The sequence below is a fragment of the Nocardia spumae genome (assembly GCF_020733635.1).
Classification (GTDB): Bacteria; Actinomycetota; Actinomycetes; order Mycobacteriales; family Mycobacteriaceae; genus Nocardia; species Nocardia spumae.
On sequence record NZ_JAJFZL010000001.1, the window covers coordinates 5,208,095 to 5,221,822 of the forward strand.

General features: G+C 66.6%; 14 protein-coding genes. 2 read left to right on the top strand and 12 right to left on the bottom strand.

Annotated features, from left to right (window positions below):
* Positions 1–167: 167 nt before the first annotated feature.
* From LKD76_RS23405 to LKD76_RS23460, 12 genes are all read right to left on the bottom strand, one after another.
* Positions 168–1,424 carry a TetR/AcrR family transcriptional regulator gene (locus LKD76_RS23405; RefSeq protein WP_227983557.1) on the bottom strand — a complete coding sequence of 419 codons (1,257 nt, stop codon included), beginning with the start codon at positions 1,422–1,424 and terminating at the stop codon, positions 168–170.
* An 8-nt stretch (positions 1,425–1,432) separates the two neighbouring features.
* The gene (locus tag LKD76_RS23410) at positions 1,433–2,125 is read right to left on the bottom strand and encodes an Rv1363c family protein (RefSeq protein WP_227983558.1); all 693 of its coding nucleotides are present in this window, start codon (positions 2,123–2,125) and stop codon (positions 1,433–1,435) included.
* Between the two features lie 13 nt (positions 2,126–2,138).
* Positions 2,139–3,332: an MCE family protein gene (locus LKD76_RS23415; protein WP_227983559.1), complete on the bottom strand. Its 1,194-nt coding sequence runs from the start codon at positions 3,330–3,332 to the stop codon at positions 2,139–2,141.
* Positions 3,329–4,522 (bottom strand): MCE family protein, encoded by a 1,194-nt coding sequence (locus LKD76_RS23420; RefSeq protein WP_227983560.1) that lies wholly within the window; start codon positions 4,520–4,522, stop codon positions 3,329–3,331. The genes LKD76_RS23415 and LKD76_RS23420 overlap by 4 nt, the downstream gene beginning before the upstream one ends.
* The gene (locus tag LKD76_RS23425) at positions 4,519–5,613 is read right to left on the bottom strand and encodes an MCE family protein (protein ID WP_227983561.1); all 1,095 of its coding nucleotides are present in this window, start codon (positions 5,611–5,613) and stop codon (positions 4,519–4,521) included. The genes LKD76_RS23420 and LKD76_RS23425 overlap by 4 nt, the downstream gene beginning before the upstream one ends.
* Complete coding sequence (locus LKD76_RS23430) at positions 5,613–6,647, bottom strand: MCE family protein (protein ID WP_227983562.1); 1,035 nt, start codon at positions 6,645–6,647, stop codon at positions 5,613–5,615. The genes LKD76_RS23425 and LKD76_RS23430 overlap by 1 nt, the downstream gene beginning before the upstream one ends.
* On the bottom strand, positions 6,644–7,666 hold the full coding sequence (locus LKD76_RS23435; RefSeq protein ID WP_227983563.1) for an MlaD family protein: 1,023 nt from the start codon (positions 7,664–7,666) through the stop codon (positions 6,644–6,646). The genes LKD76_RS23430 and LKD76_RS23435 overlap by 4 nt, the downstream gene beginning before the upstream one ends.
* The gene (locus LKD76_RS23440) at positions 7,663–9,102 is read right to left on the bottom strand and encodes an MCE family protein (protein ID WP_227983564.1); all 1,440 of its coding nucleotides are present in this window, start codon (positions 9,100–9,102) and stop codon (positions 7,663–7,665) included. The genes LKD76_RS23435 and LKD76_RS23440 overlap by 4 nt, the downstream gene beginning before the upstream one ends.
* Before the next feature lie 9 nt (positions 9,103–9,111).
* Positions 9,112–9,975, bottom strand: a complete 864-nt coding sequence (locus tag LKD76_RS23445; RefSeq protein ID WP_227983565.1) for an ABC transporter permease — start codon at positions 9,973–9,975, stop codon at positions 9,112–9,114.
* Between the two features lies 1 nt (position 9,976).
* The gene (locus tag LKD76_RS23450; protein WP_227985372.1) at positions 9,977–10,738 is read right to left on the bottom strand and encodes an MlaE family ABC transporter permease; all 762 of its coding nucleotides are present in this window, start codon (positions 10,736–10,738) and stop codon (positions 9,977–9,979) included.
* A gap of 407 nt (positions 10,739–11,145) precedes the next feature.
* Positions 11,146–11,334, bottom strand: a complete 189-nt coding sequence (locus LKD76_RS23455) for a hypothetical protein (RefSeq protein WP_227983566.1) — start codon at positions 11,332–11,334, stop codon at positions 11,146–11,148.
* Between the two features lie 2 nt (positions 11,335–11,336).
* Entirely contained in the window at positions 11,337–11,561 is a 225-nt protein-coding gene (locus tag LKD76_RS23460) for a hypothetical protein (RefSeq protein WP_227983567.1), read from the bottom strand.
* A gap of 586 nt (positions 11,562–12,147) precedes the next feature.
* On the opposite strand from LKD76_RS23460, the gene LKD76_RS23465 reads away from it, so the two are divergent.
* Together LKD76_RS23465 and LKD76_RS23470 are read left to right on the top strand one after the other, a co-directional pair.
* Complete coding sequence (locus LKD76_RS23465) at positions 12,148–12,402, top strand: hypothetical protein (RefSeq protein WP_227983568.1); 255 nt, start codon at positions 12,148–12,150, stop codon at positions 12,400–12,402.
* 176 nt (positions 12,403–12,578) lie between these two features.
* Entirely contained in the window at positions 12,579–13,694 is a 1,116-nt protein-coding gene (locus LKD76_RS23470) for an alpha/beta hydrolase family protein (protein WP_227983569.1), read from the top strand.
* Positions 13,695–13,728 lie beyond the last annotated feature (34 nt).

A 13,728-nucleotide genomic window follows, 5' to 3' on the forward strand; every position in this document is an offset into this window, starting at 1 on the left:
CCTCTCTCCGTACGTTTCGCCGGTCCGACGCACACCCCTCCGGCTGCGGGAACCACAGCCACTATGTTACTCACAATTCTGATCCGATCAATGGCAATAGGTGAGCATTAATTGACCACTTCGACATTTAAGTTTCTCGATATTCTCGCCACTGAGTGCGGAGTCCGCTACGGAGCGGGGTGACCGAACAGCGTCGTCGCCATCAATCCGACCACGTGCTCGCGCGGGCAGATCCGCTGATCGTTGCCGAACAGTCGCCCCAGCCCGACCACCAGCCCGAATCCGGCGTGCACCAGGATGCGCGCCTGCGCCCGGGGCAACCGCGGCCGGGAATCCACCAGTAGCTCCACCCATTCGGCCACGACCAGCCGCTGGATATTGCGCAGCACCGTGCGTTCGTAGGTGCTCACATTGCCGAACTCCGCGTAGTACACGAAGGTCAGTTCCCGTTCGGCGAACGAGCCGTCGACATAGAGACCGATCAGCGTGTCCAACGCCTCCGACGAGGATGGCGACGATTCCACCGCCGGTGCGATCACGGCCGCCATCCGATCGGCGACCCGCCGGAACGCCGCCGCCAGCAGAGCGTCCTTGCTCCGGTAGTAGCGATACACCGCCGAGGCCGCCGACAGGTCCGCTGCCGCCGCGATATCCTCCACGCTCACATTGGGATAGCCGCGTTCATGGAACAACTCGACGGCCTTGTCGATCAGGACCTGATGTTTGAACAGTTGGGGAATCTCGGCCGCCGGTGGCGGCTCCGGCACGGCGACATCGGCACTCGGCAGATCCGCCCGCACCACCGACCACGCGGCCTCGCTCAGCACCACCGCCAGCGCTTTCGCCGGCAGCTGGGCATGATGATCACCGATGCTGCTGACCACACTGAACACGGCGACGGCGCGCACCAGCCGGTCCCGCCGGGACAGCTCCGGCCGGACACCGCCGATCAGGGCGCGCAACGTGGAGATGGCGCTGCTGAACCGCTCGTCGAAGAGCACTCGGTCGTCCGGATTCAGATATCGGGCCTCCCACCGTGCCAACGCCGCTGTCGGGCGATTGCCGATCGTCTCGGCGACGATCGCGTCGATGACCATGCCCAGCTGCTCCTCGGCCGGGCGCTCGGCGGCGCGCGCGGGCAACGTCACCGCGGTCACCGCGGCCGCCGCCAGCCGCAGCAACTCCTCCCGGAACAGCGCGTACTTACTCGGATAGTGCCGGTACAGCGCGGCCGAGGAGATGCCGAGCCGCGCCGCGATCTCCTCCATGCTCACGCCGTGATAGCCCAGCGATCCGAAGGCGGCGGCCGATTCGGAGGCGATCTGCGCACGGCGGTTCTTGGGCCGACGACGGATCACGCGCTGCGCGTCATGTGTCGTCGACGGCCCCGCGGCCTTCGCCCGACCGTCCTGTGCGCGGCTCACAGTTGTTGCTACGACCGCGGCGGCAGCGGCGCGAGCGGGGTACTGATCTTGTCGACCAGCCAGCGGTCGCCCTGCTTCTGCAGCCGCATCACCGTCGACAATTGCCCAGGCTCCGGTTTGCCCTGGGTGCCCAGACTCGTGATCGTCTGGCCGATCACGACGATCGCCTCCGCCGAATTCTCGTCCCCGGAGCGGATCGCGCACTGCACATCCGTCGACTTCGCGACCACCTCGCCCTTGGCGAGCACATCGCTGAGGTCCTTGCTGTTCGATTCGAACTGCTTCTTCCAGTCTCCGCTGGCACCCGCCAGCACATCGCGCACGTACCGGTCGAGATGTTCGGAATCATAGGTGGACACCACCGGCCCGTAGGCGCAGGCGGCCTGGCGGGCCTGCTCCTGCGCGGCCAGGACATCCCGGTGGCCCTTGTCCTGCAAATAGAAGAAGATGCTGGTGCCGACCGCGGCGCCGAGGACCACCGCCGCGGCCGCGCGCAGCGCGATGGTGCTCCCACGTCCGCCGAAGGCCGGCCGCCACCGCGCGATCAGCGAAACCTTCGGCGCATCAGGGCTTTCGGAGGACGCCTCCGACTCGCCACCGGAGGTCGCCGCCGGATCGGGCTCGGTCGGCGCGACGTCCTCCGCACCCGCTCCGGTCTCCGCGACGCCATCCACGGAATCGTCGATTTCCTTATCGCTCATGTGTTTTCGCCTCCTAGTTGTCGGGTATCGGGCCGGACGGAACGGGCCGTGACAGTTCGTTGCCGGAGACCCCCGGCGGCGGGCCGGACCCGTTGTCCGGGGCATTCGGACGCGGCGCGTTGGCCGAACCACGAACCTGCAGTGCCGGATCGGCGGTCAGGCAGTAGTTGTAGAGACGCACCCGGGTGTCGGTCATGATCGTGGTAGGCGAGACCGGGATCGTGTCGTAGTCACAGGTGGGGCGTGGCCAGAAGTCGGCCAGCGTGTGATAGGCGCCGTCGTGGGCGGGTACGCCGAGGGCCTGAATACCCTGGCGCAGCGCGGGAAACAGCGCCTCGATCGCCGGCTGACGCAGTTTCGCGGCCTTGGTGATGGCGACGAAATTAGTGACCAGATCGGTCAGCGGATCCTGATTCCGCGCGACCACCGCACCGAGCGTCGCCAGCTGCCCGGGCCCCTGATCCAGGAATCTGCGGATCTCGGCATCGGCCGCGGTGGCCTGCTGGAACAGGGCGCTGCCGGCCGTCGTCAGGGTGCCGAGGTCGGGTTGCGCATGCGAGGTGGTCTCCCCGATCACCTGAAGGTTCTCGATCAGCTGCCGCGTCTGCGGCAGCAGATCGTTCAGCCCCGCCATCGCCCGGCTGATCCCGGAGACCATATTGCGCAAACGGTCCGGGCCACCGGCCAGCGCCTTGTCCAGTTCGTCGATGATCGCCGTCAACCGGTCCGGATTCATCCCGCCGACGAAGCCACTCAGATCGGTCAGCAGATTCTGGACCGGAATCGGCACACTCGTGCGCGCCCGTTCGACGACGGCCCCGTCGGACAGGTAGGGCCCGGTGTCGGCGTCGGGGCGGAAGTCGAGATATTGCTCGCCGGCCGCGGACAGCCGGCCGATATGAACCGTACCGCCGACCGGAATCCGCGCGGTGTCCTCGATTTCGGCGATCGCGTCGATGCCGTCGCCGGACACGCGCACGTCGGCGACCTGGCCCACCCGGGTCCCGCGGAAGGTCACGTCGTTACCCGGCAGGATTCCGCCCGAGGTGGCCAGCTGCACGGTGACGGAGAAGGTGTGCGGAATCGGATTGAACCGCAACACATAACGAGCCAGATAGCCCGAGCCGATCACCAGCACGACGATCAGGCTGAGGTTGGCCAGGGCGACCCGACGGCGCACCACCCAATTCCACAAGGGAGTATTCATCGATCACCGCCCTGCTGCGCGGGTTCGGTCGGCGTACCCGGAGACCCGGGCTGCTCCACGGTCGGCGGTGCCGCACCCGGCACCGGGCGTGGCGGGCTGACGAGCCGGCCGAACACCTTCTCGAAAACCTGTGTCAGGCTGCCGATGAAGGCGGGTACATCACCGATTTCGGGCAGCCGGGAGCCGTGTGGATCGCTCAGGGCGCCGATACTCAGATACGACACCACCGGCATCACGGCCAAGCCGGATCCACGCAGGCTGGCCATCAGCGGCGGATAGATGTCGTTGAGCCCGTTGAGCGCTTCGGTGAGGTTGCCGCCCATCTCGGTGAATCCCGACATGAGTTTCTGGATGCTGTCGAACAGGCTCAGGAACTGCGGGCCGGTCGTATCGGTGAAGTCGCCCAGCGCGGCCATGGTGGTCGAGACCTTGGTGGTCAGATCCACGATGCGCTGATTGTTCTCGTTGACCAGTCCCAGCAGCGCCGGGAAGGTGTCCGCCGCCGCACCGAGTTCCGTTTTGCGCCGGGCCAATTCACCGGTCAGGGTGTTCAGTCCCTGCAGGGTGGCGTCGATATCGCCGGTGCGCTGATCGAGCGCGGTGATCACACTCGTCATCTCGTCGAGCAGATGCGCCAATTGCGGCCCCCGCCCGGCGAACATGGAATTCATCTGGGTCGTGATCTGCGCGGCCTGATTGATGCCGCCGCCGTTGACCAGCATGGCCACCGACATCATCAACTGCTCCACCGAGGCGGCGGTGCCGGTGTGGTCGACGCCGATGGTGTCACCCTCCCGCAGTGGTGGCCCCGCCTCCCGCGCGGACGGCAGTGTCATCGCCACCGACATGTCGCCCAGGGGCGTCGCCTGGCGCAATTCCGCGGTGGTCCCGCGCGGCAGCGTGATGTCGGACCGGATCTGCATCCGCACATCGGCGAGGAAATCGGTGGTCTCGATCCCGGTCACGGTGCCGATATCCGTACCGCCGATCCGCACGTGCGCGTGGTCGGGCAGATTGAGCACATCGGTGAATGCCGCGTGCACGGTATAGCCGGGGCCTCCGATGCCCGGCTTGGGCATCGGGACATTCTCCAGCGTCATCCCGCAACCGCCGACACCGAACACGGTGACGGTCGCGACGGCCGCGAGAGCGGTACCGCGGCGCGCTGTTCTGCGATGGGACTGTGTCATTTTCCGCTGATCCCCAGAAGTGCGGCGGTGAGTCCGAAATCGGGCCCCAGATCGGCGATCCTGCCGGTCCGGCAGCCGTCCAGGCGCATCATCACCCGCTCACAGAAGGTGGACAATGCCTCTCCGTCCAGTACGGATTTGTCGAGCAGGCCGTGCAGACGCAACGCCTGATGTTCGTAGCTGGTGGCATTGGCCAGGTTCTGGAACATCAGCGGTGCCACGTCGACGATCTCGGTGAGATTGCGAGCGTTGGCGCGCATCTGGTTACTGATCGCGACGAAACGGGTCAGCGCGCCGGCGAGCTGATCCTTGTTCTGCCCCACCACCGTCGCGGTGTTGGCGACGAAATCGTCGAGCTGGGTGAGTACGGCCTGCAAACCGGGCGCCTGATCGGCGAGCAACGTGATCAGCTCGGTGATGCGCCCGCTGAAATCCCGTACGGTGCGGTCGTTCTGAGCGATGACCTGGGTGACGTCGTTGAGTTCGACGATGGTGTTGGAGATCTGGTCCTTGTTGGCGAAGGTGGTCTCGAACGCCCCCGACAACGCGTCCAGGGTCTCCCGCAGTTTGTCGCCATTGCCGTCGAGCAACGGGAACAGCACCCGGCTGGCCATCGGTCCGTTTTCGCTGTCGCCCTTCAGCGTCGCTCCGATCTGGTCGAAGGTCTCCATGATCCGGTCCAACTCCACCGGAGTCCTGGTGCGCGGCAGCGGAATATGGGCACCGTCGGCCATGGTGGGTCCGGAACCGTCGTAGGCGGGCGCCAATTCGATGTGGCGATTGGTGATCAGCTGCGGATTCACCAGGGCGGCCATGGCATTCGCGGGAAGCTTCACCGCCTTGTCGACCTTCATGACCACCTGGACATAGGTGCCCTTGGCCGCCACCGATTCGACCGTGCCGACCGGGACACCCAGCACATCGACCTCGTTTCCGGCATAGAGTCCGGCCACATTGTCGAAATCGGCGCTGATGCGCATATTGTCGCCGAGCACCTGATTCGCGGCGCTGCCGAGCGAGCCCGGCAATACCGAGCACCCCGAGCCCGCGGCGGCGACCAGGCAGGCCACGGCCAGTGCGCGCAGTTTCATCACTTACACCCCTGTACGACCTGCGCGAAGCAGATCCAGTTGTCCGGGAACAGACCCCACGGCACGTACACATCGCCGTAGGGGCCGTTGCCGAGGACGTTGTTGAACTGTCGCAAGGTGACCGGCATGATCTCGTACAGCCGGTCGAGGTTGGTCTTGTTCTTCTCCAGTCCCTCCGACATGGTGTTCAGATCCCGGATCATCGGGCCGAACTGGTTGTTGTTCTCCAACCCCATGTCCTGCAACAACTTCGACAGCGCGGCGACGTTGTCGAGCAGATTCTTCAGCAGTTGCTGACGCCGCTGCACGGCCTGGCCGATGGCCTCACCGCGGGTGAGCAACATCAGGACACTGTTCTGGTTGTCGGCTACCAGCTGCGAGACCTGGTCCATCCCTTTCAGCAAGGCGTCGACTTCGTCGCGACGATCGTTGACGACCTTGGCCAGCGAACCGATGCTGTCGAGCGCCTGCACCGCCAGCTGCGGCGAATCACCCATCTGCTGATCCATCGTGTCCAGCGCCTGCCGCAACTTCCGCGGGTCGATCCGCTCGATCCTTTCGAACGACGCCTTGTACTGCGGGTCCTGGATCACCTTGCTCAGGTTGTAGGGAACGCTGGTGTGGTCGAGCCGGATCCGGTTGTCCGGCAGACCCTTCCCATTACCCGGGACCAGGTCGATGTGCAGCCGGCCCAGGATGGTCGACATCTTGACCGCGGCACGGGCGTCGGGCCCCAGCCGCAGGTCGCGGCGCACCTTCAGATCCACGACCACCTTGGCGCCGTCGAGCCGCACGGACCGCACCGCACCGACCTCGATCCCGGAGACGTCCACGGTCGCACCGGGGCGCAACCCGGCGGCCTGGGCGAATTCGGCGTGAATCGTCTTGTCCCCCAGCCGCGCCTGGGTGAGGGCACTGGATCCGAGGAGCAGAACGAGCACGGTCGCCGAGGCGATCAGGCCCAGGCGCAGGTACCGGTTGCGCAGGAATCCGAACATCTTCGGGACCCGCGGCCGGGGAATTCTCGCCCTCATCGGCACACCTCCGAATGCGCGTTACCACCGATCTGGGAGAACAGGCCCGGGGGCAGCAGTACCCCCCACAGCGACACATCGAGGCCACAGAAGTACGCGTTGCCGTACGCGCCGTTACCGGAGAACTGGGCGACCCGGTTGAGCACGTTCGGCAACTGCACTGCCGCCCGGTCCAGCGCCGCGCCGTTGAGCAGCAGCAGCGCCACACCGGTGGTCGCCTTGCTCTGCGCCGCCGCGATGCCCGGTTTGACCTGGGCGACCAAACCGACCAGCGAGTCGGTCGAGGTGGCCACCCGATCTACCGACGACTTCAGTGCCTCGCCCTGTGCGTAGAGACCGTCCATCAGCGATCGGGTCTGGGTGATCAGGGTCTCCAGCTCATTGCTGCGATGGGCCAGGCCGGACATCACACTGCTCAGATTCGACACCACATCGCCGAGAATCTTGTCTCGCTGCCCGAAGGTTCCGGCCAGCTGTGCGGCCTGGGTGATCAGGGTGCTCAGCGAGACCTGGTTGCCCTGCAGCGCTTGAACGAGCGTCTCGGACAACGAATTCACCTGATCCGGCTGCAGGACCGAGAACAGCGGCTCGAAGCCGGACAGCAATGCCGAGACATCGAACGACGGCTCGGTGTGCTCGAGTGGGATCCGCCCGCCGGCCGGCAGCGGCCGTCCCGGCTCCGGCCCCGGGGCCAGCGCGATATACCGCTGGCCGATCAGATTCTGGTACCGCACCATTGCCTTGGTGGTCGTTGTCAGATGCTGATTGCTGCGAATGCTGAACTCGACTCCGGCCTTGTACTCGTCGGCGAAGTCGATCTTGTCGACGCGGCCGACCCGGACCCCGGCCATGCGCACGTCGTCACCGACCCGCAGTCCGAGCACATCGGAGAACACCGCCGAATATCGATCGGCGGATCCGGGGACCGAGCGTTGCAGCGTCCCGTAGATCGTGGAGGTCAGCGCGATCGCGACGACGGCGAAGAAGCCGAATCCGATCAGCGCTTTCGTCGATTTCATTGTGCCACAACACCTTCCGGCGTGGACCGAACCGTCAGATAGCCACCCGCGAGCACCGGACCCAGCAGTAGCAGTTGCGCCAGATTCGGGACGCCGCCCACGACCGCTGCCACCGCGGCGGGACCGCGCAGCGCCGCCGGGTGGACGGCGGCCGGACCGGCCGGCGCCGCACCGTCGGCCGGCGCCGTGATGCCGGGAATCCGGGGCAGGCCCGGCAGGCCCGGCAGGGCCGGAAGTCCGGGAAGGGCGGGCAGACCGGGAATCAGCGGCTGCTGCGCCGGCGCCACGGGCATGGGGGTAGGGCGGGGCCCCGCGGCGGGCAGCCACCCCGGCAGCTGCGGCGGCGGATACACCTGGGGCGGAGCCTCGTTCGGCACCGTCGCCCCGCCGCAGCGCGGACCGTACTCCTCACCGTAGTGCGGGCAATCCGCGGCCGTGTACTGCTGAAAAGGGGTGAGAGAGGCGTCCATGGCCCACACCATCTGCTGCTTCGGCCCCCAATGGAAGGTCGTCTTCAACCGCTGCAGCGCGGTATTGAGATTGGCGGCGGTGAACGGGATCGCGTCGGGATCCCTGGCCAGGCCGCCGAACAGATCGTCCAGACCGGTCACGAGGAATTTGCCCGAATCGGGATTGCGCGCGAACAGGCCGTTCACGGAGTCGACGGCGCCGCCCGCATTCGTGAGCAGCGCAACAAGATTCGAGCGGCGCTCGGTCAGGGTGCGGGCGGTCGTGACCGAATCCGACAGCACCCCCACCAATTCCGGCGCGGACCGGCTCAGCGCGGTCGCGGCGCGGCCCAGATTGCCCAGCAGATCACCGATGTCGGGGATCTCGTGCACCTGGGTGAGCCAGTTGTCGAGGCGCTCCACGGTCGAGCCCGGCACTCGGGCAGAGGGTTCCAACGCTGCCGACAGCGTCGCCAGCACCCGGCCCAGCTTCTCCGGCGCGATATTGCTCAGCACATTGCGCAGCACATTCAACGTGGTCTGCAGTTGAATCGTCGCCGCACCGGCGTCCTCGGCGATCGTCGAGCCGGAGTGCAACGTCGCGGTATCGGGCCCGTTGTCGACCAACTCGATGGCGGTCACGCCGAACAGGTTGTTCGGGATGACGCGAGCGGTGACATTGGCCGGAATGGTCTCCGCGATACGCGGTTTCAGCGCGATCCGGGCACGCTGCTGTTCACCCTTGGCCACCACGTCGACCGAATCGACCGCGCCCACGACCAAGCCGCGGAACTTCACGTCGGCGTGTGTGGGCAGGCCGTCGCCGGTACTCGTGAGGACGGCCGCGATGGGAACCTTCTCGGTGAAACGGCCGGTGTAGCGCAAGGCCAGCAGATACAGCAGCGCGGCCACCACGAGCAGCATCGCGAGGCCGGCCAGCGTGAGCTGACGTCCGGTCGCGCCGCGGCCACTGGGATCGAGAATCACGAACGACACCTATCCTGAGATCCGGAATCCGGGGTCGATACCCCAAATGGCCAGTGTGAGAAAGAGATTGGCGAACACCATCACGACGATCACCATCTTGATCGCCCGCCCCGCCGCCACCCCGACGCCTTCGGGTCCGCCGCTGGCGACGTAGCCGTAATAGCACTGAATGAACGTCGCCAGCAGCGTGAAGAGCACCACCTTCAGCAGTGAGTAGAAGACGTCGGAGCCGATCAGGAACTGGAAGAAGTAGTGGTCGTAGGTGCCCGACGTGGTGCCGCCGAGAAAAAGCACCGTCAGTTTCGTGGTCAGATACGCGGCGGCGAGGCCGACACTGTAGAGCGGGACGATCGTCACCGTCGCCGCGATCATCCGGGTGCTGACCAAGTACGGCAGTGGGCGGATGGCACACGATTCCAGGGCATCGATCTCCTCGGAGATCCGCATCGAGCCCAGCTGTGCGGTGAAACGGCAGCCCGATTGGATCGCGAAGGCCAGCGTCGCCAGGATGGGCGCCAGTTCGCGAGTGGTCGCGAAGCCGGCGATGGCGCCGGTCAGCGGGCTCATGGTGAGCAGGTTCAGCGCCGTGAACGACTCCATCCCGACGATGATGCCGCCGAAGGAACAGAGGATGAACACCACGCCGATGGTGCCGCCGCCCACGATCAGCGAGCCGTTGCCCCAGCTCACATCGGCCACCAGCCGGGCGACCTCCTTCCGGTAGTGCTTCAGCACGAACGGAACGGCGGCCAGCGCTCGGAAGAAGGTGATCGTCTGATGCCCGAGCCGCTGATTGGCGTGCACGGGGATCAGGGCGGCATGGCCGGCGGCGCGCAGCGGCCGGGCCGCGGGCGGAGTGTAGGTGCTCGCCATCTCACACGACCTTCGTGGGAAGCAGCGTATTCGCCAGCTGGGTCAGGATGATGTTGGTCGCGAAGAGCATCAGTGCGGAGCTGACCACGGCGGAGTTGACCGAATTGGCCACGCCCGCCGGACCACCGCTGGTGTGCAGGCCGACATCGCAGGCGATGATCGCGGTCAGCACTCCGAAGATCGCGGCCTTCATCAACGCGATCACCAGATCACCGGCTACCGCGAACGAGGCGAAGGATCCGATGAAGGAACCCGGGGTACCGGCTTGCGCGTACACGTTGAACATGTACGCGGTCGCGAAGCCGACGAAAACGATGAAGCCGCACAGCAATACGCTCACCAGCACCGCCGCTGCCAGGCGCGGCGCCACCAGCCGCCGCACCGGATCGACACCCATCACCATCATGGCGTCGATTTCCTCCCGGATGGTCCGGGAACCGAGATCGGCGCAGATCGCCGATCCCACCGCACCGGCGATCATCAGCGCGGAGACCAGCGGCGCGCCCTGGCGGATGATGCCCAGTGCGGCAACCGAACCGATGAACGTCGTAGCGCCGACCTGGTTCACCAGCGCGCCGACCTCGATGGAGACCACGACCGCGATCGGGATGGCCACGAAGACGGTGGGCGCCGCGGACACATTGGCCATGAAGGCGCACTGCTTGATGAACTCCTGGAACGGAAATCTCCGGGTGAAGATCGCCGCGAACAGCTGGATCAACGCCTCACGCCCCAGGGCCACCTGCCGGCCGAGAGTTTCCAGCGACCGCTGCGGATGCCGGCGCCAGAGGCCACCCGCCGCATCGACGAGGCGCGCGAGCTCACCCTCCTCGGTCGCGCGCCAGGGCGGTCCCGGCGGCTGCTCGGAAGCTCGGGTCGACGTCACAGCGGTCGTTCCTTTCTCACTCCGCCGGGCGGGCGGCCGAATCGCGCCACCGGGCGTCGAGCGTGCGACGTGGCGGGCCGGGGGTGCGACACACGATAGTAAGTTACTGTTGGTTCTTATATCTGCGAAATGAGCTGATTCGCCCGCGAAGCCTCCACCCGGCCACTCGTCGGCGAGATCTTCTCGTGCGTCTAAGATTCCCAGGCGCGGCTCGGGACGGTCGGTATCCGCGCCGACTCGGTAAGTTGTCGGAAATTCTTACTACCGAGGGTGAAGCGCGGGAATCAGGGGAGATTTTCCAGATAATGCTGCAGCGACAGCAGCAGCGCCCCGGCCAGCGCGACACCGGCCCCCACCGCACACAGCACCGCGAACCACAATCCATATCGGAGAACCGGATTGACCTCGATTCGCCCACCGAGAATCTTGACTCCGATCACCAAGACGTCGATGAGCCATACCAGCGCCATCATGACTAGGTCATGCAGACGTCGGAGAAGGTGAGCACCGGCCAGCACACGATCGACCCCAGAAACGAGATGATCACGTCGATGCCGTGCATCCGGTTCAGATGCGAAGTATGCGTCAGGGTCCAGATCACCCCGACGGTCCCGTAGGGCACGGCGAGGATGATCAGGGTGCCCAGAAATTCGGACACCTTCATCTCGTAGCTCAGTAGCCGATCCAGTCGCTTCAACACTGCGGCACAAGTCCTTTCACCCATCAGCCGCGCATCCACGCACGCCGATCCCGCACGTACCGGACGCAGGCACCCTTGCCTGTTGATCACGGCGCCGGCGATCCACCGATCGCCCGCAGCCCCGTATGTTACTCATAATTCACGTTTTGTGAAGTAGAACTCCGACACCGGCCGAATTCTGAATGTCCCGTGCTCATAGTGATGAACCACAACACGAGCCGCACGAGTGCACCTCACACAAGTTATGGGCAATTCCTCGACCGAATGATGACTGAAGGCCTAAGATGGCGACGTGTCGACGACCGTCATCGGCCTTCGGATGCGAGGAGTGGCCCCGCCGCGCAGGGCAGGCGCGCGCGGACATGCCACCCACCGCGCTCGCATCCACACCGCGAGGTCTCGACACGACCGTTGCCGGGCCCGGCGGTACCGCAGGGGGATCGCCGGGCCCGGCACCGAATCCGCCGGTGACCCACCCCGCCGTTCGATAGCCGGGCACACACGCACACCGCGCCTCTCCTCGGCGGACCCACACAGGACCTCGGACAACCGGCGCGGCGGCGATGTCCACTCGACGGAGGACAGCGTGTACAGCGACAGCACACGACCGGACGGCGCATCCGGACTCCGCAACGTGACCACCGGTCGTTCGCGCGAGATCCTCAACTATTTCGGCAAATGCCGGGCCTGCGGATATCCGGCGACTGCCGTTCTGCGCACGACCGCGTTCAGCGACGGCGCCGTCACCGATGCGGTGATCGCCACGTGCGCGCTGCCGTGCGGCTGGTCGGGAACCGTCGAGCCGACCATCATGACGATGCCCACGATGCCGTGGCCGTGAGCCGGGGGGTGACACCGCGCAGGAGGCGCTCCGGACATCTCGCCGCGACGCGCTGATCAACGGTGTTCGGCGAAACACGCTCGGTCGGCCAAGCTGAGGAAGGCCGCCCCGCGGTCTGTGTGCGTTCGACTCGAACTATCTCGTGACCTGTCTCGACCGCAGAACGAGGTGCTCGGATGACAGCTCGCCAGTTCGCCGTCTCGGTGGCCGCAGTCACCCTGCTGTGCACCGGTACCGGCTGGGTTCACGCCGACGATCTGCTGTGCTCCAGCGGATCGGGATGCCCGGCCGTCGGCTGGCTCCCCTCCCCCGTCACCGGTCCCGCCGGCGCCCATCCGGTCGGCCGTGTCGACACCACGCTCACCGCCGCCGACGGCTCACGCACGATCATGGCGTCGGTCTGGTATCCGGCGTCGCGCCCCGGCATCCCGGCCACCTATGTTCCGGCGGGTGATCCGATCGCCGCCTCGAGTATCGCGATCGCGTCCGCGTTCTGGCTGCACACGCCCGCGGCCGCGATCGCGATGGTCGGAGCCACCGTCGCCGCCGCCCAAGCCGCGCCCGTCGACCGCACGCTGGGCCGCCTTCCGGTCGTCGTCGTCTCCCCGGGGCTCGGCACACCGCGCTGGATCCTGTCCGGACTCGCCGAGGAGATCGCATCGCGCGGCTACGCTGTGGTCGCGATGGATCACACCGGCGAGGTTCCGGCCGTGGAATTCCCCAGCGGGCGAATCGTTTTCGGCGGCGCGGTGCGCCCCGACGACTACCGGTACATGCGCGCGCGGCTGGCTGTCCGGCTCGACGACAGCCGGCTCACGCTCGACCGGCTGACGACGCTGCCCGTCGTCGGACCACTCATCGACCTCGACCGGATCGCGATGCTCGGACATTCCTACGGCGGTCTGACCGCGGTGCAGACGGCCGCCGCGGATCCGCGGGTCCGGGCCGCGGTGGTGCTCGACGGCTCGGCCGGCTGGAACCGGGTCGCCGACGCGCCCGCGCTGGACCGGCCGGTACTGCTGCTCGCGGCCGGCGATACCCCGCCCCATCCGTCGTGGACCCGGTTCCACGACCCCCATTTCGCGCGGGCCGCGATCGGATCGGCGGCGCACTATTCCGCCACCGATCTGTGCGCGTTCGGTGCCGGACCGAGATTGTGCGGCACGATGAACGCCGCGCGCGCGGCGGTGGTGAGCCGCGGGGTGGTCGTCGGATGGCTCGAACGGCACCTGCTCGGGCACGATCGGCCGCGACCGGACTATCCCGAAGTGGTGTGGCAGCAGGGCGAATGACCGCTCGGATGCCCACCGCCGGCCACACACCCGC